17 protein-coding genes are annotated in these 17,247 nt (G+C 71.8%); 7 read left to right on the top strand and 10 right to left on the bottom strand.

Features of this window, described 5'->3' with window-relative positions; translation table 11 throughout:
* Nucleotides 1-144 precede the first annotated feature (144 nt).
* The 3 genes from ACIQ9P_RS05755 to ACIQ9P_RS05745 are packed head-to-tail and all read left to right on the top strand — an operon-like array spanning nt 145 to nt 2,815.
* Entirely contained in the window at nt 145-1,137 is a 993-nt protein-coding gene (locus ACIQ9P_RS05755) for a Gfo/Idh/MocA family protein (protein ID WP_402350251.1), read from the top strand.
* Complete coding sequence (locus tag ACIQ9P_RS05750) at nt 1,134-2,387, top strand: DegT/DnrJ/EryC1/StrS family aminotransferase (protein WP_402350248.1); 1,254 nt, start codon at nt 1,134-1,136, stop codon at nt 2,385-2,387. Before ACIQ9P_RS05755 ends, ACIQ9P_RS05750 begins: the two co-directional genes overlap by 4 nt.
* The gene (locus ACIQ9P_RS05745; protein WP_402350245.1) at nt 2,384-2,815 is read left to right on the top strand and encodes an NUDIX hydrolase; all 432 of its coding nucleotides are present in this window, start codon (nt 2,384-2,386) and stop codon (nt 2,813-2,815) included. Before ACIQ9P_RS05750 ends, ACIQ9P_RS05745 begins: the two co-directional genes overlap by 4 nt.
* Before the next feature lie 107 nt (nt 2,816-2,922).
* Here the strand turns inward: ACIQ9P_RS05745 and ACIQ9P_RS05740 are convergent, their stop codons facing one another.
* From ACIQ9P_RS05740 to ACIQ9P_RS05710, 7 genes are all read right to left on the bottom strand, one after another.
* Nucleotides 2,923-4,011 carry a methyltransferase domain-containing protein gene (locus ACIQ9P_RS05740; protein WP_402350242.1) on the bottom strand — a complete coding sequence of 363 codons (1,089 nt, stop codon included), beginning with the start codon at nt 4,009-4,011 and terminating at the stop codon, nt 2,923-2,925.
* A 9-nt stretch (nt 4,012-4,020) separates the two neighbouring features.
* A complete protein-coding gene (locus tag ACIQ9P_RS05735) occupies nt 4,021-4,152 on the bottom strand; it encodes a hypothetical protein (protein WP_402350239.1) in 132 nt (43 codons plus the stop codon).
* Nucleotides 4,153-4,657: 505 nt separating this feature from the next.
* Nucleotides 4,658-4,852, bottom strand: a complete 195-nt coding sequence (locus ACIQ9P_RS05730) for a hypothetical protein (RefSeq protein WP_402350236.1) — start codon at nt 4,850-4,852, stop codon at nt 4,658-4,660.
* A gap of 86 nt (nt 4,853-4,938) precedes the next feature.
* Nucleotides 4,939-5,115, bottom strand: a complete 177-nt coding sequence (locus tag ACIQ9P_RS05725) for a hypothetical protein (protein ID WP_402350233.1) — start codon at nt 5,113-5,115, stop codon at nt 4,939-4,941.
* A 156-nt stretch (nt 5,116-5,271) separates the two neighbouring features.
* Entirely contained in the window at nt 5,272-5,607 is a 336-nt protein-coding gene (locus tag ACIQ9P_RS05720) for a hypothetical protein (RefSeq protein WP_402350230.1), read from the bottom strand.
* A 20-nt stretch (nt 5,608-5,627) separates the two neighbouring features.
* Complete coding sequence (locus tag ACIQ9P_RS05715; RefSeq protein WP_402350227.1) at nt 5,628-5,834, bottom strand: hypothetical protein; 207 nt, start codon at nt 5,832-5,834, stop codon at nt 5,628-5,630.
* Nucleotides 5,835-5,933: 99 nt separating this feature from the next.
* A complete protein-coding gene (locus ACIQ9P_RS05710; RefSeq protein ID WP_402350224.1) occupies nt 5,934-7,157 on the bottom strand; it encodes a helix-turn-helix domain-containing protein in 1,224 nt (407 codons plus the stop codon).
* A gap of 551 nt (nt 7,158-7,708) precedes the next feature.
* On the opposite strand from ACIQ9P_RS05710, the gene ACIQ9P_RS05705 reads away from it, so the two are divergent.
* On the top strand, nt 7,709-8,308 hold the full coding sequence (locus ACIQ9P_RS05705; RefSeq protein ID WP_402350221.1) for a hypothetical protein: 600 nt from the start codon (nt 7,709-7,711) through the stop codon (nt 8,306-8,308).
* Between the two features lie 553 nt (nt 8,309-8,861).
* Here the strand turns inward: ACIQ9P_RS05705 and ACIQ9P_RS05700 are convergent.
* Nucleotides 8,862-10,493 (bottom strand): alpha/beta hydrolase, encoded by a 1,632-nt coding sequence (locus ACIQ9P_RS05700; protein ID WP_402350218.1) that lies wholly within the window; start codon nt 10,491-10,493, stop codon nt 8,862-8,864.
* Between the two features lie 341 nt (nt 10,494-10,834).
* Between ACIQ9P_RS05700 and ACIQ9P_RS05695 the strand changes: the two genes are divergently transcribed.
* Complete coding sequence (locus ACIQ9P_RS05695) at nt 10,835-11,437, top strand: hypothetical protein (protein ID WP_402350216.1); 603 nt, start codon at nt 10,835-10,837, stop codon at nt 11,435-11,437.
* 142 nt (nt 11,438-11,579) lie between these two features.
* Here ACIQ9P_RS05695 and ACIQ9P_RS05690 read toward each other — a convergent pair whose 3' ends face one another.
* Together ACIQ9P_RS05690 and ACIQ9P_RS05685 are read right to left on the bottom strand one after the other, a co-directional pair.
* The gene (locus ACIQ9P_RS05690; protein WP_402350213.1) at nt 11,580-12,461 is read right to left on the bottom strand and encodes a WD40 repeat domain-containing protein; all 882 of its coding nucleotides are present in this window, start codon (nt 12,459-12,461) and stop codon (nt 11,580-11,582) included.
* Between the two features lie 124 nt (nt 12,462-12,585).
* A complete protein-coding gene (locus tag ACIQ9P_RS05685) occupies nt 12,586-13,914 on the bottom strand; it encodes an MFS transporter (RefSeq protein WP_402350210.1) in 1,329 nt (442 codons plus the stop codon).
* 484 nt (nt 13,915-14,398) lie between these two features.
* Here ACIQ9P_RS05685 and ACIQ9P_RS05680 point away from each other — a divergent pair, with 484 nt between their 5' ends.
* Both ACIQ9P_RS05680 and ACIQ9P_RS05675 read left to right on the top strand, forming a co-directional pair.
* Nucleotides 14,399-16,726 carry a molybdopterin cofactor-binding domain-containing protein gene (locus tag ACIQ9P_RS05680; RefSeq protein WP_402350207.1) on the top strand — a complete coding sequence of 776 codons (2,328 nt, stop codon included), beginning with the start codon at nt 14,399-14,401 and terminating at the stop codon, nt 16,724-16,726.
* 52 nt (nt 16,727-16,778) lie between these two features.
* A complete protein-coding gene (locus ACIQ9P_RS05675; RefSeq protein ID WP_402350204.1) occupies nt 16,779-17,246 on the top strand; it encodes a (2Fe-2S)-binding protein in 468 nt (155 codons plus the stop codon).
* Nucleotide 17,247: the final 1 nt, after the last annotated feature.

Genomic DNA, 17,247 nt, shown 5'->3' with positions numbered 1-17,247 from the left:
CATCATCGACTGTGACCGTGAGCGTACTGCGCGTATGGGCGGGACTACCCCGGGACTACGGACAACGTCTGTATGGTCACAGCGAGTTGAGCTCTACTCGTCGTGCACCGACAAGTTCCTTCACACGGCAGAAGGAGTCCGCGCATGAAACGACGCGTTGCGGTCATCGGCCTCGGCCACCAGGCGCTCGAGGACCACCTGCCCGGCCTGCTCGGCTCCAGCAGGGCCGAGCTCGTCGCCATCTGCGACAACAACCCCGGCACCCTGCGGCAGCGGCAGGAAGCTCTCCGGGTCCCGGGATTCACCCGTGCCGGTGAGCTGCTGGACGCATTGTCCCCGGACTTCGCGGTCGTCGCCGTCCCGCACCACGCCGGCCGGGAGGTCGTCCAGGAGTGCGCCGCACGGGGCGTCCACATTCTCAAGGAGAAGCCGTTCGCCACCTCGGTGGAGGAGGCCCGGGAACTCGCCCGGGTCTGCGAGGCCGGTCAGGTCGAGCTGATGGTCACGCTCCAGCGGCGGTTCAACCCGATCCACAGCAGCGTCGCCGGGCTGCTGGACCAGATCGGTACCCCGTTCCTGATCGACGGCCAGTACACCTTCCACACCGACGACCCCGGAGGCGGATGGCGCGGAAACGTCCGGCAGGCCGGGGGCGGCTGCATCATCGACATGGGCTACCACCTGATCGACTTGCTGCTGTGGTACTTCGGCATGCCCAACCGGGTCATCGCCGAGTTCTCCACTGCCGCCGTCCCCGGCGCCGGATATGACGCGGAGGACACCGCCGTCATCCAGCTCGGCTACGACACCGGCCTGTACGGCTCGGTGCTGCTCTCCAGGTGGGTGGCCCCGAAGACCGAGCGGTTGCACGTGGTCGGCACCCGCGGCTCGGTGCTGCTGACCAGAGGCCAGGTCCAACGGCTCGACCTGAGCGGCACGATCGTGGAGGAGCTGACGCGCCCGCACGCGCCCGCCTCGACATCGGCTGCGCAGATCGACTACTTCTGCCGGGTCCTGGACGGCGAGCGGCCCAACACCTCCAGCCCGGACCAGCACCTCGCACACGCCGCGTTCATCGCCTCCTGCTACCGGTCCAAGGCAGCCGGGCACTACATCGACCCGAAGGAGATGCTGTGACCAGCCCGCTCGCACTGCTCGGCGGCGAGCCCGCCGTCACCGCCGCCGGCCCGCACTTCGCCTGGCCGCCGATCGACGACACCACTCGCGCCAAGGTCGCCGCCCAGTTGGAGGCGGCGATCTCCATCCCGGGCCGGTCCGGCATCGTCGCCGACTTGGAGGACGGCCTGCAGGAGTACTTCGGCGTCCGGCACGCGGTCACCACCAGCTCCGGCACCGCCGCCCTGCACGCCGGCTACTGGGCCGCCGGGATCGAGCCCGGAGACGAGGTGATCGTCCCGGCCTTGACCTTCCACGCCACCGCCTCCCCGCTCTTCCACTTCCGTGCGGTGCCGGTGCTGTGCGAGACCGGGCCGGACGGCAACATCGACCCGAACCGGATCGAGGAGGTGATCACTCCCCGGACCCGGGCGGTCATGGTCACCCACCTCTGGGGCAAGCCCGCTGACATGACCGGCATCCTGGCTGTGGCCGACGCCCGCGACCTCATCGTGCTGGAGGACGGCTCCCACGCGCACGGCGCGAGCATCGCCGGGCAGAAGGTCGGCACGTTCGGCCTCGCCTCGGCGTTCTCCCTCAACGGCCCCAAGCCGCTGTCCGGTGGCGAAGGCGGGTTCGTCCTCACGGACGACGACGACACCTACTACCGGGTCATCACACTCGCGCACTACAACAAGCGGGCCAAGTCCGAGATCCCGGAGGGCCATCCGCTCGCCCGGTACGCGGTCACCGGGGCCGGCCTCAAGCTCCGCATACACCCGCTCGCCGCCACCATCGCCCACGACCAGCTCACCCGGCTCGACGGCTACCTCGCCGAACGCGGGGAGATCGCCCGCTTCCTCACCGGCCAGCTGGCCCGGATACCGGGCCTGGAGGTCACCGAGATACCCGAAGGGGTGGTCCCGTCCTGGTACGGGTTGACGTTGACCTACCGGCCCGACGAGCTCGGCGGTCTGCCGATCGAACGGTTCCACGAGGCGCTGATCGCCGAGGGCGCCACCGAGTTCGACCGACCCGGCTCCACCTGCCCCATGAACCAGCTGCCGCTGTACCAGGAGCCGAGCCCACTGTTCCCCGACCACCCTCGCTCCCACCGTCGCTACAAGGCCGGGGACTTCCCCGTCGCCGAGCACGCCCACGCCCATACGATCAAGCTCCCGGTCTGGCATCGTGAGCAGGATCTCGAACTGGCCGAGGGATACCTCCGCGCGGCCATCAAGATCAGCGACCACTACAAGGAGCTGCTTTGATCACCTCCCCCGAGTTCGTGGCCGGCCTGGCAGCCGAAGCCGAAGCCGCCGGAATCACCGGCTTCGTCGCCGCCGCCGTGATCAACCACGACGGCCGGGTTCTGCTCGTGCGCCGCAACCCCCACGACTACATGGGCGGGATGTGGGAGATCCCCTCCGGCACCGTCGAGCCCGGGGAGACGATCCTGGAGGCGATGTACCGGGAGACCGCTGAGGAGACCGGCCTGACCGTCGACCAGGTCACCGACTACATCGGGCACTTCGACTACCGGAACAGCCGTGGTGGGACCACACGCCAGTTCAACTTCGCCGTCACCGTGGAGAAGACCGAACCGGTCGTACTCACCGAGCACGACGCCCACCAGTGGGCCCTGCCCGGTGAGCTGCCCGAGGTGAGCGACGCCGTGCGCGGCCTGCTGACCTCCTGACGCTGCGCGCCGCAGGCTGGACGCCCCCGCCGGGGTGATCTCCACTGGCGTTCGGCAGGAAAGCGAACGGGCCCCGGTCGGCGCAACGTCCGACCGGGGCCCGGGGACTACCCGATCACGTGGTCCGGGTCGTCCAGCCAGGCACGGTGCTCACCGGCCACCGTCACTGTGAGACCGAACCGGTCCAGGCCAGGCCGCCGTTGGCGCTCCCACCAGTGGTACGCGGCCGTCACCTCGTCCCAGAGGTCCCGCGGACCGGACTGCGAGACGGCATGGCCCGCTCGCCGGTCCGCCAGGCGGCAGTGTGCGTACGACACCCCGTCCCAGACTTCGAACCGGCCCGTGCCGAGCCGGTCGTAGCCCGCCCAGACGTCCTGCCGGAACAGACCCGGCAGCCGGAGTCCGATCGCGAACGCCGCGTCGGTGGAGTCCGCGATCTCGGCAGGGTCGATCTCGGACGGGCCGTGGCGGACCTCGTCGATGTCGAACTCACCGCTGTCGGGCCGCTGGTCGCGCACCCACATGAAGGCGACGTCCTCGACGAACGGGCCGGTGGCCGACCTGCCGTCGTCCGCGACCACCAGACGCGCCAGCGCGCCGTTGCAGAACGCCGTCCCGTAGGGCACGAGGAGCACGCCGCCCGGTCTCGTCTGCTCGATCAGCGTCCCGGGCAGCCGCTGCACGGCGGCCGTGAGGTGTACCCGGTCGTAGGGTGCCCCGGCGGGGTGGCCGAGCATCCCGTCCGCGACCAGCACGTCCGGGTGCAGGCCCATCGCGGCGAGCCTCGCACGAGCGTCGATCCCCAGACCGGGGTCCGTCTCGACGGTGACCACGCGGTCCGCGCCGAGGCGGCGTGCCAGCAGTCCGGCCGTCCAGCCCGTTCCGGTACCGACCTCCAGGACGCGCATGCCGTCGGCCACGTCCAGGTGGCCGAGCATCTTCGCGACCACGGTGGGCATGGAGCTGGAGGACGACGCCGTGGCGGTGCCGTCGTAGACCTGCGTGACGAGGGGCTGGTCCGACACGACCGCCTCCGTCCACCGGCGCGGGTCGGTGAGACGGTCGATCCACGCCCCGTCGACACCGATCCGGTCCGGGGTGAGCCGGTAGCGCGGGGTGGACCGGAAGACCTTCTCCCAGTCGGCCGGGAGCGCGCCGGAGTCCCGGAGCGCGTCGGTCAAGGTGTCCCAGGTCATGCTGCCTCCTCAGGGCTTTTCGGGCTTGGGCAGGTTCTTCGGCGGCGCGTCCCGCTGTTCGTCGTGACGGGAGGTTTCCGGCGCCCCCGAGTGACCGCCGCCCTTGCCTCCGCCCGCCTTGCCGGGGGTCCTCTCGCCCATACCGGTTCTCCTCTCACTGGTGGTTCCGGTCGTCGAACGACGCCGGGGCCGTTTGGTGTTGCGGGCCCGCTCCGGCTGCTCTCCGACAAGATCGCCGGCCGGCAAGGGAGTTCAGTGGCGCGTGGGTCGCCGCCGCACACTCTCCGGCGGGCGGTCGTGCCGGGCGGCCTCGTAGGGGTTCTGCGACGGCACCGGTCCGGCACACCTCAGAGCCCAGAAGGCTCCCCTGGCACGGGCACGCACGTCACGGAAGGCAACGATGGTGAAGGCGACCCGCCCCGTGACCGGATCCCCGTGCCGACGCCGCCCGAGGAAGATCCCGACCCGGCCGTCCGGGTGCTGATAGACACCCAGCAGCGGTGGAAGCGGGAGGTTGTCGACGCATCCGCCGTCGGCCCGTCTGACGCACTCGCACCCTGCAATGTCCATCAAGGTCAGCGCGGGGGGATCGTCATCGGGTCCGTGGAACCCGCTCCCTCGGTCGGACCGTGGTTCCGTGCGCACGCTAGCGTCCCTCCCGACGAAGTCGCGACGCCGTCCGGTTCGCGTTGTTCGCGTAGGTGATCTGCGTGTGCGCGCTCTGGCCGCGCTCATGCTTCCTGCGCGCGTCGTCGGTGTGCGCCGTCGCGGCCTGCCGGTGTCCCTCGCTCACCGTCGGGTGAACGGCGAGGTCCGGGTCGGGGTCGCGGTTTCGTGCCATCAGGTTCGCTCCCTGGAGTTCGGTCGGAGGACCCGAGCCAGCGGCAGTGATTGCCCGTCACCGGCCCTGGAGTCTGCGGGCGCGCGTCAGCGGATCGTGGGGTGATTGGCCCGGCGGACGCGGGCGAGTATGTCGGCCCGGCGCTCCCGCTCGTCCGGTGCCAGCGGGCCGGGAGCGTGTTCTTCCGGGCTCAGCACCGGCCGGGGTCGGGCCTGTGCGGGCGGGACCGTCGGCTTCGCGATGAGGTCGTCCACGTCATCCACGGTGGTGGGCCTCCTGGTGCCGGGCGGCGCTCAACCGGGCGTCCAGGGCCCGGGAGTGGTCGCCGGATTCCGAGGAGACGCGCTCCAGCGCGTCCCATGCTGAGCACATGAGGCAGACGGGGGCTTCCGGCTCCGAGTCAGTAGAAAGGTGCACCATCACGGCTCCTCCGCCGGCACCATGAGCCAGGGCGTGCGCACGATGTGCTCGTAGGAGCGGTGGTTCTGTTCCTTCCGCAGGTGCTCCGCGGGCCACTTCTGGGCTGTGGCGAAGTCGCTGCTCTCCGGCCCCTCTGCGCCGCAATGGGTCCCGTCCTCCGCCTCACCGACGCACCGGTAGCGGTGCATCCTGGGCGGCCGGTCCGGCTCCAGATCGGTCCGGAGCGTCCACGCGATGAAGCGGAAGATCTGCCGCGGGCGGGGGCGAGTGCCGACCGACTGTTCTCCGAGGCCCGCGCGGATCCGGCGAGGATCGAGACGCTGCCACGGATCCACGGGCTCCAGCCCGCCCGCCGTCACGCGGCCCGCCGAGCGGCGCACTGCGGACACGAGCAGTGCGCACGAATGGCGTCCCGCTGGACGACTTCGGCGACACCCGGCGCCGTTCGCGGAGTCGACCGGTAGTCGTCCAGCGGGCTCCAGTCCACCGGCACCCGCGCGGTAGCCGTGCGCTCGGCGAACGGCTTCTTCGCGTCTCCGTACTGCCGTCCTGCTGTCGCCATCCGTCGTCTCCCTCACGCAGCGAACCCGTATCGTCACAGGACGCTACGGGCTCGCGGTGAGGCCAGGGGCCCCAAACTGGGGCCCCTTGTCAACGATCTTCAGGCGGCCACTCCGACCTCTTCCGCCAGGGCCACGGCATCGCTGCGGAGCGGCCCCTGAGCGACACGCGTCAGGTCAACCACCAGTGCGCGAGCGGGCGGCACGTAACGCACCGCCTCCGGGCTCGTATCGAAAGCGCGACGGATGTAGTGCAGCGCACCGGCGTGTTCCCGGCGGGCGAATTCGGATCGGGCCGCGTCCACATAGAGCCGACTCCGACGCTCCGTCGAGGGGATGGACTCGGGCTGCACGTCTGTCAGGCGTCGAAGCGCGGCTCCCGGCGTTCGCAGTTCGACACCGAGCGTCACTCCGTGGACGGCAACGTTTCCTGTGCCGAACATAGTGAACGGGTGCGCATAGTGGCCGAGTCGGCGCGCGGTCCGATCAGCCTCGTCCCACCACCGCCACGTGTCTCCCTCCCGCCCTTCCTTCGCACATGTGACAGCAGCGTGGAGGCAGAGAGCGCCGAACGTGCTCCGCAGCAAATCGGATCCGGCCTCCAAGTGCGGCCGGAGAGAGTCGGCAGCGTCGGACACGAGATGGAGCGCCTCATCCCCTCCCCCGGAGTCCCGCAGCCCGTTTCCTACGATCCACGCCGCTATGGCCAGCATCACCGGATCGTCGGCTTCCTCCGCCGCCATGCGGGCGCGGTCGACCGTCAGCCAGTAGAGCTCCGCTTCCGTCGTGTGAGCGGCGTACTGCTGCGCAAGCGCGTACGTCTCCGCCATGACCCGATAGGCCGCTCGCCGCTCCGCGCCCTCACGACCCTTGACGAGCGCGTGTGTCGCCGTGATCAACTCTGGCAGCAGCGCGCCCACCTCCGTGCGCTGATGAGGAGAAACGTGCCAGACGGTCCATGCCTGACGGACTCGGCCGGACAACTCCTCCGCAGTTGTCGGCAAGTCCGTCGGCCGGCGGTAGATACTCGCGAGAACGGCGTCGCGAAGCGCCGGGACCGACGCATGCGACAACTTCCCCCAGGATCCGACAGGGACCGCCCCCGGAGTTCCGGTCAGGGCACCCAACTCAGGCAGCCGCAGCACTTGCGCCAAGCGAACCAGCATGCCGACGTTCCTCAGGTCGCGTTCGCCCAGCTCAATCTTCTTCAGCCATCCCTCCGACCGTCCAACGAGCCCGGAGAGAACGGCACGGGTCAACCCCGCTCGCTCGCGATAGAGCCGGATGCGCTCGCCTGTGGTCAGTTCTGCTGGCAGTTCGCTCATGGTCGCTCCCTGACGGTGTCACGCCTAGTCGGAGGGTACGCCCTCAGCGCCCACGAGGGGAGGAGCGAGGTCGACCGGCAGCCACCCAGCGGGGCCCGGTTCGGCGGGGGCGGCGCATGCCTCCCCCGCCGCTCGGGGAACAGCTGCTTCGGAGCGCGGGCAGGTTGCTTTGCTCCGCGTGGTCATTACTGCGAGCAGATCGGGCCACTCGACGGCAGTTGGAGCGTGGCGCACGCGAAGTTCGCCTCACCCGCCTCCGCGAGGGCGCCATCCTGGAGAAAACCGTCGACCGCACCCTGTCGGCCCCACCCCCAGGTGCATCCGTTGGAGGCTCGCCATTGGGCCCGCGACCGGAGCCGGTCCGATCCGTCTGCACGGATCGGTCACGAGTACGAAGACGATGAACTACTCGCCCTGCCATGTCGGACGCGGAGTCGTGTCGGTGGGATCACGACCAGCGACGTCCCTCGGACGATCGGATCGACCACCTCTGTCGCACCTGTTCCACACGTCCAGATCGTCTCGGCTTCGGCCGGGACTACAGTGGACGCATGTTGGGACATCTGGAGTCGTCCGGTCTCCAAGACCTCTTTCCGCTGACCAACGCCGACTCGAAGACCGATCTCGTCCACCGCATCAGCGGTGCCCGGTCGAGAATCACCATGTTCGGCCTGACACGCAACTTCTATGGCACTGACGAGCTACGTGAACTGCTCGTCGCCAAGTCGCTTGAGGTGCCGGTCCGAGTCTTTGTCATGGATCCCTTCTGCGCCTCACGAACAGACAGATACCGACTGGAGCCGGCCGAGGCTGCCATGGAGGACCCAGCTCGGTACATGCGCGAGGTTCTCACCCCGCTGGTCACCGCCGCCCGGGCAGGCGGCGGTGACTTCAAGATCTACTTGTTCGACTTTCCGTGCAATTTCGCCATGGAGATGACTGACGACACCATGCGCGTCATGCTCTACGGCCACGGGAAGCGCGGCACGGACGGGCCGATCCTCATTTTCGACAAGGGAACTGCCGAGGCCGGACCGACACCCTATTGGGATTATTTCGAAAGCCAGTTGGCATGGATTCAGCGTCTCGCCGACGCCGACGAAGCGCCGGAACCGTGGCAGTCCAAGGGTATCCACGTCACACAGTGCTGAAGCCGGACCAAGCCGGCGTGGGTGAGAACACTCCTGGGACTCCGTTCGCGGCAATCAAGGTGCCTTCCACATCAACAGCCGCCCCACGCCCGTCGCCGGGCGTGGGGCGGCTTGCGGACCGAGCAGCGATCCTCGGCGTCGAACGATGCCGCACACTGTCGCGACGGAGGTTCCGAACAGCAGCGCAACCGGAGCATCGTGAGGCTCGCCCGGTAGTACACCGCCGCCAGTGGGATCCGGTCGGGCGGCGGCAGGCGTCAACGCCTGGCCGCCGGCCGACATTTTGCCCCGCCCAGGCCGGAGGTGCGACGGCGCGGTGGTCTGCGGCACGTGCCCCGGCCGCCCGCGGGTTCATCGCCTTCCGAGTGTCCGAGGGCCGGGCCCGGCGGGCTTGGACGTGAACGTCCGGGGCGTCACCGACCCGATCCAGATGGGCAGTCGACCCGCCCCCCGACCACCGCCTTGCGCCCCGTCACCGGCACCGCACGGCCGAACGGCCCGCTCCCGGAAGGCTGTTTCCGGGAGCGGGCCGTTCGGTGTTTCCGGGGTGGCGTCAGGCGACGGGCGGGAACGCCTCGGCGTCCGGCTTCAGCAGCTGGCCGGGGGCCGGGGCCTTCTGGTTCACCAGGTAGTCGGTGACCAGCTTGTTCAGCGCCGCGCTGCGACCGACGGCGCAGTGCTCGACCACGTCGACGGAGACCAGGACCGCGTTGCCCAGCTGGCGCTGCATGCGCTGCGCGAAGCCGTAGTTGGTGGCCGGGTCGTAGAGGTTGCCGATGACCATCACCGGGGTGGCGGTCCTGCGGTTCCACGGGCCGGTGAAGCGCTCGGCGTCGCGGGCCGGGGCCGGCCAGGAGGCGCAGGTCGGACCGTCGAACGCCTGGTAGCGGCCGAAGGTCGGCGACTCCTTCTCCCACGGCTTGGCCAGGTTCGCCAGGGTCCACGGGTTGGACGGGTACGGCTTGTCCTGGCAGTTGACGCCGTAGTAGGAGTCGTCGGCCGAGTACGGAGTCTCCGGCAGCGCCTCGCGCAGGGCGTTCGGCACGGTCTTCGCCAGCACCTTGGCGTTCTCGACCACGGCCGGGTCCACGGCGGCCGGCGCGGCGGCGGCCAGGCCCTGGGCGGCGGCGGCCGGGGCGTTGAACACCTGGTAGGCGGCCTGCAGCGACACCGCGAGCGGCGCCTGGAGGCGCTGCGCGTAGAGGGAGCTGGCGACCTGGCTGGTGAAGCTGGACAGGGTGACCTGGCTGCCGTCCGGCAGGGTGATCGGACTGGTGCGCAGGTGGTCGCGGAGGGCGTCGAACTTGGCCCGGGTGTCGCCCTCGCCGAAGGCGCAGCGCGGGGCGCCGGCGGTCTGGCAGCGCTTCAGGAACTCGGTCAGGGCGACCTCGAAGCCGACGGCGCGCTGACGGTCGTACTCGACGCCGTCGTGCATCCGCAGGTTGGGGTCGACATTGCCGTCGACGATCAGGGCGCGCACCTTGTCCGGGTACATGCCCGCGTAGGTGGCGCCGATCAGGGTGCCATAGGAGAAGCCGGCGAAGTTCAGCTTGCTGTCGCCGACGGCGCGCCGCATCCGGTCGAGGTCACGGACCACGTTGATGGTCGACATGTGCTCGATGAGCGGGCCCGCGTTGCGCGAACAGGCGTCGCTGTAGTCCTCGGTGGCGTCGATGGTCTGCCATATCTCGGCCTTGGTCACCGGGACACCGATCATGCGGTCGTTGACGCCCGCGGCCTCTTCGTCGGTGGTGAAGCACTTCAGCGGGTTGCTGCGGGCGACACCGCGCGGGTCGAAGCCGACCAGGTCGAACCGGTCCTGGACGTCCTTGCCGAAACGGGTGGTGGTGGCCCACAGGTAGCCACTGCCGCCCGGGCCGCCGGGGTTGAGGAACAGCGAACCGATCCGCTTGGCCGGGTCACTCGCCCGCCGGCGCATCATCGCGATGCCGGTGGTCTCGCCCTTGGGGTGGTCGTAGTCGAGCGGCACCTGGTAGACGGCGCAGTCGTAGATCTTCGGGTCCGGCTGGCTCGGATCGGGGTTGCACGGCTTCCAGTCGACCGGTGCCACCTTGGCCTCGGCGGCGACGCCGGGGGCCGGTGCTGCGACGGCCGCCGCGGCCGAGCCGGCGACGAGGGCGAGGGCACTGGTGACCGCCAGTACCGTGCCGGTGAATCGGGACACGAAACCTCCTCCGGTTCTACGAACGCCGGACAGCCTGTCAGCCCTCGATCAACAGGGGAAGACGTGGGTGGCCGCAGATTCTTGCGAGGAGCGCCCGAATGGCCGTCAATATCCTTTATCGGCGCCGGATTGACGGGAAACAGTGCGGTCGATGGCCGAAGATCATCATTAACCGTATGGTCTGGCGGCCCGGGGGCGCGCCCAGGGGCGGCGGACGCCGGGTCGTGCGCCCGCGCTCCGTTGACCGTGTACAGCGCCGAATCGATACTCGGCGTTGCGAAACCCTGACCGACCCCTGCCTGATGATTCGCCGGCCACCACCGGCGGAGAGGTGGACACCCATGGGCTTCCCGGCCACCCACGACGACGATCCCGCACCCGACCCGCGGGCCCGGCCCGGCCGCCGCGCGGTACTGACCCGGGCCCTGGGCCTCACGGCGGTGGCCGGCCTGGGCGCCGTCGCCGCGATCGGGGCGACGGCGGGCCCGGCCGCGGCCGAGGGCGCCTCGATCCTGGCGAGCCAGGCCGACTGGCGCTTCTGCACCAAGTGCTTCGGCCTCTTCTTCCGCGGCTACTCCACCGACGGCGCCTGCCCGGCGGGCTCCGGCCACGACGCGGCCGGCTTCGACTTCAACATCCCGCACGACATCCCCGAGACGCCGACCGCCCAGCACAAGTGGCGCTTCTGCACCAAGTGCTTCGGCATGTTCTTCTGGGGCTACGCCGACAACGGCCGCTGTCCCGCCGGAAACGCCCACGCGGCCGCGGGCTACGACTTCGTCCTGCCCCACGACATCCCGGAACCCCCCGGCTCGCAGCGCAACTGGCGCTTCTGCCCCAAGTGCTACGGGCTCTACTTCTACGGCTACCCCACCAACGGCGTCTGCCCGGCCGGGAGCGCCCACTCGGTGGCCGGCTACGACTTCGTGCTCCCGCACCTCTAGGTCCCGAGGACCGGGGCCTGCGCAGCTCCCACTCCTTGCCGACCCCCCGTCCCAGCGGAGGTGCGTCCGGGCGGGGGCGAGGACCGAGGCGACTTGCGTGGCGCCGAAGGCCCGCTCCCCCGGAGCCACCGATCGGCCGGGGTCAGAACAACCTGCTCACATCGAAGAATCCGACCTCGTATGTCGGGGGCAGTCCAAGCACGGGGCGGGGGTCGGTACCGTCGAGCGCGCAGCCGAACAGACCGCCGGGCAGCTGCTGGACCAGCCGTCCGGCGGCCACCGCGGACACTCCGCCCACCTGGCCGGGCACCCGGTCGAAACGCCGGACTCCCCCGGTGGCCACGTCGTGGAGGAACAGCGGGGGGACGCTCTCCTCGGGGAACTCCTCGACCAGCAGAAGCTCCCGCTCGCCGGTCCAGGCCCCATTGGGGCTGCTCAGGGCCGTCAGCCCCTCGTAGCGGGCCAGGACCGAACCGTCCGCCAGGGACACCACCACCGTGTCGGTGCGGTCCTCCTCCTCGTCGACGCAGCCCACCGCCAGCAGGGCACCGTCCGGCGACCACGCCAGCCCGGCGTCCGACCGCCAGCCCTCGGTCGACCACAGCGTCTTCCGCGCACCCGTGCCCAGCTCGGTGACGTCCACCCGCACGCCGCCCTCGTCCGTCAGCGTCGCCATCGAACGGCCGTCGGGCGAGAGCGCCGCCTGGTGGACGAGGCCGTCCGCGTCCGCGTCGAACACCCGCTTCTCACCAGTCGCGAGGCGGAGCAGCACCAGGTCCCGGTCCGGCCGGTCCTCCGGTCCGGTGCGGACCAGGAGGTGGGCGCCGTCCCGGGCCAGCGCCAACGGCACCGGCACCGGGTGGCGCGGCAGACCCGTCACCTCGACCGGGTCACCCGTGTCCGCGTCCGACACCACCAGGGTCGAAGCCCCTTCCGGGGGGCGCACGAGTGCCGCGAACGCGGCCCGCCGCACCGGCCGATCCGCGATCGCCCCGGGCCTGAACTCCGCCGACCTGTCCGCCATCACGGCACCTCCACGGCATTCCGCCGGGCCTTTCCCAGCCGCGCCGGAGCATAACGACCGGGGGTGTCCGGCCCGGGATGGAGCGGTCTGCCCGGCGGGACGTCCGCGCCCTCCACCGCCGGCCTCAGCCGGTCGGGGTGAGCGGCGCGGGCGTGGGAGCGGGAGCGGGGGTGAGCCAGGGACGGTCTCGTTCGGCGTGACGGACGGCGGGGGCCATGGCGCAGCCGGCGGCGAGGAAGAGGACGCCGAGGACCAGCCAGCCCGGGCCGCCGCCGTCGAGGAGGAGGGTGGTCAGCAGCAGGGGGCCGGCGGTGCGGGCGACGGCCACGCCGGTGCCGAAGAAGCCCTGGTACTGGCCGAGCCGGTCGGCCGGGGCCAGGTCGAAGGCGATCTGCCAGGATCCGGCGGACTGCTTCATCTCGCCGACCACCTGGAGCACCGCGCCGCCGACCAGCAGGGCGGCCATCGCCCAGACCGGGACCGGCGCGGCCGAGAGCGCGAAGACCGCGCAGGAGGCGAGCAGGACGGCGCCGGCCTGGCGGACGGCGCGGGCCGCCGAGGGGAGGCCGGTGACGGCACGGGCGGTGCGGACCTGGAACAGGGTCACGCCGACGGTGTTGAGGACGAAGAGCGCCGAGCCGAGCCAGCCCAGCTGCGGGGCGCGGTCGGCGATCCAGAGCGGGATCACCAGGCTGAGCAGGGGCATCCGCAGCAGCAGCACGGTGTTGACCAGCGTCACGAGCGCGTAGCGGCGGTCCGCGAGCACCGCGAAGCCGCCGTCCCGGCCCCGGACACCGGACGCCGCCGAGCCGTCCGCCGCCGTGCCGTCCACCGGTCCGGCCTTCACCGCCGGGACCACGGCCGGCAGCCGCAGCAGGATCAGCGCGGTGGCCAGGAAGCCCAGCGCGGTCAGGGTGAACGCGGCGAGGAAGGCCGCCCTGGTCCCGACCGTGAGCGCGACGCCTCCGAGCGCGGCGCCCACCGCCAGCCCGGCGTTGAGGGTGGCCTGCAACCGGGCGAGTGCCGCCGTCCGCTCGCCCTCGGGGACGAGTCCGCCGACCAGCGCCTGCCGGGCCGCGCTCAGTCCGGACTGGGCGGTGGCGTAGAGGCAGGCGGCGACCAGGAACGGCAGGAAGTCGTCGACCACGAGGAACGAGGCCGCCAATGCCGAGGTGGCGAGCGCGAGCACCGCAGCCGTGCCCCGGGGGCCGCGCCGGTCGGCGAGGTGACCGAGCGGGACGCCGGCGATCGAACCGATCGCCCAGGCCACAGCGAGGCCGAGGCCGAGCCGGGTGGGCGAGAGACCGACGATCCGGGTGAAGTAGAGAGCGGAGCTGGTGTAGTAGGCGCCGTCGCCGATCGCGCTCACCAACTGGGCTGTCGCGAGGGTTCGTTGGGATCCGGACGGCGGGGTGCGGCGGGACGGCACGATGCTCCTGGGGTGGTGGGCCATCAGCGGTACTTCGGTGTGGACACCAGTCTGCGCCGACGGCGGACCACGCGGAAGGTCCAGTGGATCATCATGATCCTGGGCCACTTCGGCAACCGTTTTTCCGGACGCCCGCGCTCCGGACCGCCCCCGCGCCGGCGCCGGCCGCGCCCCCGTCCGCCCCCGGCGACCGCTGCGCGCCCCCCGGGGGCGTGTCACCCGGACGGCGGTACCGTGCGCCCCGCGCGGCGTGTCCCGCACCCTCCGTGTCCGCCCCGTCCGGCATCCGCACAGTTGTCCGATCATGCCCCAAGTGCCCGTGTTGACCGGCCAGTAGGCCCCTCCTATGCTCATCCGCGTTCTCGTTCGCGAACGTGGACACGACCAGAACGTGCCCGCCCTCGCGAGCACCGTCCGGCACCGCCCGGCACCGGGGCGGGACCCTCACGGCCCGCCCGTCCGGAGCCGTCACCCGGCGAGAGGGGCTCCTCCCATCAGCATCTCCATCGTGCCCCCGGCCGGCACGGGCCCCACCGCCGAGCAACCGCCCGCCGGGACCGACACCGACCGCACCGGCCAGGCCGACCGCCGCACCGACCGCACCGACCAGACCGACCAGACCGACCAGACCGACCGCCGACGCTTCCTCACCTACCTGCTCGCCGCGCCGACCCTGACCGTCGCCGCCCGGGCCGGAGCCGACGCCGTCGCACCCGCCACCGCCCGGGCCGCCGAAGCCGCCGCGGCGGCCCCCGCCCCCGCCGCCGCCCCTTCCCAGTTGCTCGGCCTGCCCGGCATCCCGGACATCGTCGACCTCGGCGAGGCCCTCCAGGTCGCCGGCCTGCCGACCGCGCACCTGCTCGTCCTGGAGATCACCACCGCCGGCCGCGCCGTGCTCCACCTGCCCCGGCTGGAGGTCGGCCAGGGGCTCACCACCACGGTCGCCATGATGGTCGCCGAGGAACTCGACGCACGGCTGACCGACGTCGACGTCCCGCTCTCCGACGGCCGCCCCGACCTGCTGTTCAACCAGCTCACCGGCGCCTCCAACTCGGTCCGCACGCTCTTCGACCCGGTGCGCGGCGCGGCCGCCGCCGCCCGGGCCCGGCTGGTCACCGCCGCCGCGCGCCGCTGGTCGCTGCCCGCCGGCACCCTGCGCACCGCCGACTCCGCCGTGATCGCCCCCGACGGCCGCCGGGCCGGCTACGGCGAACTCGCCGTCGAGGCCGCCGGCGTGGCCGTTCCCGCCGTCCCCGCCACTCCCAAGCCGGCCGAGCAGCGCCGGGTGATCGGCCGCCCGACCGGCCGGATCGACGCCCGCGACATCGTCACCGGCCGCGCCGAGTACGCCGGCGACCTCGCCGTGCCCGGCGCGGTGCCCACCGTCGTCGCCCGGCCCACCACCATCAACGGCACCCTCGCCTCGCTCGACGCCTCCGCCGCCCGCACCATGCCGGGCGTGCTCGCGGTGGTCACCGTGCCCAGCGGCGTGGCCGTCCTCGCCGAGACCTTCGACCAGGCCCTCAAGGCCCGCGACGCGCTGCGCACCTCCTGGAACCCGGGCCCGGTCGCGGCGCTCTCCGATCCCGACATCCGGGCGAAACTGCGGGCCGCGCACGCGCCGTTCCTCGTCCCGCCGCTGCTCACCCAGTACGTGGACGGCGAGTTCGACTTCGCCTTCGTCAACCACGCGCCGATGGAGGTGCTGACGGCGGTCGCCGACGTCCGCCCCAACCGCGCCGAGATCTGGTTCGCCGCGCAGACCCCGATCGTCGCGCAGCAGACCATCGCCGCCGAGCTCGGCCTGCCGCAGGACGCGGTGACGGTGCACGTGGTGCGCGGCGGCGGCTCCTTCGGCCGCCGGCTGTTCTACGACGCCGCCGTCGAGGCCGCGCAGATCTCCCGCGCCGCGGGCCGCCCGGTCAAACTGATGTGGACCCGCAACGACGACATGCGGCACGGCCGGATGCGCCCCGCCAGCCACCACCGGGTCCGCGCCACCTACGGGCTCGGCCAGGTGCTCAGCTACGAGCACCGCGCCGCCACCGTGACGACCGACTTCGGGCACGGACTCGGCGAGGCGCTCACCGCCGCCGGCTTCCAGCTCTCCGTCGCCGGGCTCTCGCTCGCGCAGGCGTTCTTCCTGCTCAGCCAGAGCAACCCGTACAACGTGGGCATCCCGACCCAACTGCTCGCCGAGGTGCCGCTGAGGATCCCGACCGGCAGTTGGCGCTCCGTCTACTCGGGTACCGTCCGGGTCGCCGACGAGATCATGGCGGACGAGCTGGCCCGCCGCCTCGGCCAGGATCCGGTGGCCTTCCGCCGCGCCCGGCTTCGGGAGCCGGCCGGCCGGGCCGTGCTCGACACGGTCGCCCGGGCCGGCGGCTGGGGGCGCGCCATGCCCGCCGGACAGGCCCAGGGCATCGGCTACCACGCCGAGAACGGCGGCCGCGCCGCCTACCTGGTCGAGATCGACGCGTCCGACCCGAAGCAGCCCCGGGTCACCAAGGCGGTGATCGCCGCCGACGTCGGCACGGTGATCAACCCCACCGGTCTGGAGGCCCAGCTGACCGGCGCGCTGATCGACGGGATCTCGGTGATCCTCCAGGCCGGCAACCACATCGACCGCGGCGCCGTCCGCGAGGGCAGCTTCGGCGACTTCCACTACGCGCGGCAGCGGCACACCCCGCCGGTGGTCGAGATCCACCTGCTGCCGACGGGCGGACCGCCCGGCGGCGCGGGCGAACTGGGCGTCCCGGCGGCCTCCGCCGCCGTCGCCAACGCCTACGCCCGGGCCACCGGGACCAGCCCCCGCTCCTTCCCGATCAACTTCTGACCGCCCCGGTCACCCCCCACCCGCTCCCCCGACCCCGAGGAACGCGCTTCCGATGCCCAGCCACACCTTCGTCCTCAACGGCCGGCCGGTCACCGTCGAGGCACCGGACGACATGCCGCTGCTCTGGGTGCTGCGCGACAAGCTCGGCGTCACCGGCCCCAAGTACGGCTGCGGCGTCGGCGTCTGCCGCGCCTGCACCAGCCACCTGGACGGCGAGGAGATCCAGCCCTGCACCGTGCCGGTCAAGGACTGCGCCGACCGCCGGGTCACCACCATCGAGGGCCTCGCCGACGGCGACTCCCTGCACCCTGTCCAGGAAGCCTGGCTGGACTGCGACGTCGCCCAGTGCGGCTTCTGCCAGCCCGGCCAGATCATGACGGCGGTCGCGCTGCTGCGCCGCAACCCCGCGCCCACCGACGCCGACATCGACCAGATCCAGAACATCTGCCGCTGCGGCAGCTACCCCCGGATCCGCGAGGCCGTCAAGCGCGCCGCCGCCCGGGCCGCCTCCGGCGGCTGAG

The organism is Kitasatospora sp. NPDC094019 (assembly GCF_044764505.1).
Taxonomy (GTDB): Bacteria; Actinomycetota; Actinomycetes; order Streptomycetales; family Streptomycetaceae; genus Kitasatospora.
Note: the sequence above shows the minus strand (reverse complement) of the source record. Positions and strands in the feature narration are given on the sequence as shown.

Excerpts from the sequence above, each read along its gene's own strand:
- ACIQ9P_RS05755 (WP_402350251.1), top strand. The coding sequence starts at position 145 with ATGAAACGACGCGTTGCGGTCATCGGCCTCGGCCACCAGGCGCTCGAG.
- ACIQ9P_RS05740 (WP_402350242.1), bottom strand. The coding sequence starts at position 4,011 with ATGACCTGGGACACCTTGACCGACGCGCTCCGGGACTCCGGCGCGCTC.
- ACIQ9P_RS05735 (WP_402350239.1), bottom strand. The coding sequence starts at position 4,152 with ATGGGCGAGAGGACCCCCGGCAAGGCGGGCGGAGGCAAGGGCGGCGGT.
- ACIQ9P_RS05730 (WP_402350236.1), bottom strand. The coding sequence starts at position 4,852 with ATGGCACGAAACCGCGACCCCGACCCGGACCTCGCCGTTCACCCGACG.
- ACIQ9P_RS05715 (WP_402350227.1), bottom strand. The coding sequence starts at position 5,834 with ATGGCGACAGCAGGACGGCAGTACGGAGACGCGAAGAAGCCGTTCGCC.
- ACIQ9P_RS05710 (WP_402350224.1), bottom strand. The coding sequence starts at position 7,157 with ATGAGCGAACTGCCAGCAGAACTGACCACAGGCGAGCGCATCCGGCTC.
- ACIQ9P_RS05705 (WP_402350221.1), top strand. The coding sequence starts at position 7,709 with ATGTTGGGACATCTGGAGTCGTCCGGTCTCCAAGACCTCTTTCCGCTG.
- ACIQ9P_RS05695 (WP_402350216.1), top strand. The coding sequence starts at position 10,835 with ATGGGCTTCCCGGCCACCCACGACGACGATCCCGCACCCGACCCGCGG.
- ACIQ9P_RS05690 (WP_402350213.1), bottom strand. The coding sequence starts at position 12,461 with ATGGCGGACAGGTCGGCGGAGTTCAGGCCCGGGGCGATCGCGGATCGG.
- ACIQ9P_RS05685 (WP_402350210.1), bottom strand. The coding sequence starts at position 13,914 with ATGGCCCACCACCCCAGGAGCATCGTGCCGTCCCGCCGCACCCCGCCG.
- ACIQ9P_RS05675 (WP_402350204.1), top strand. The coding sequence starts at position 16,779 with ATGCCCAGCCACACCTTCGTCCTCAACGGCCGGCCGGTCACCGTCGAG.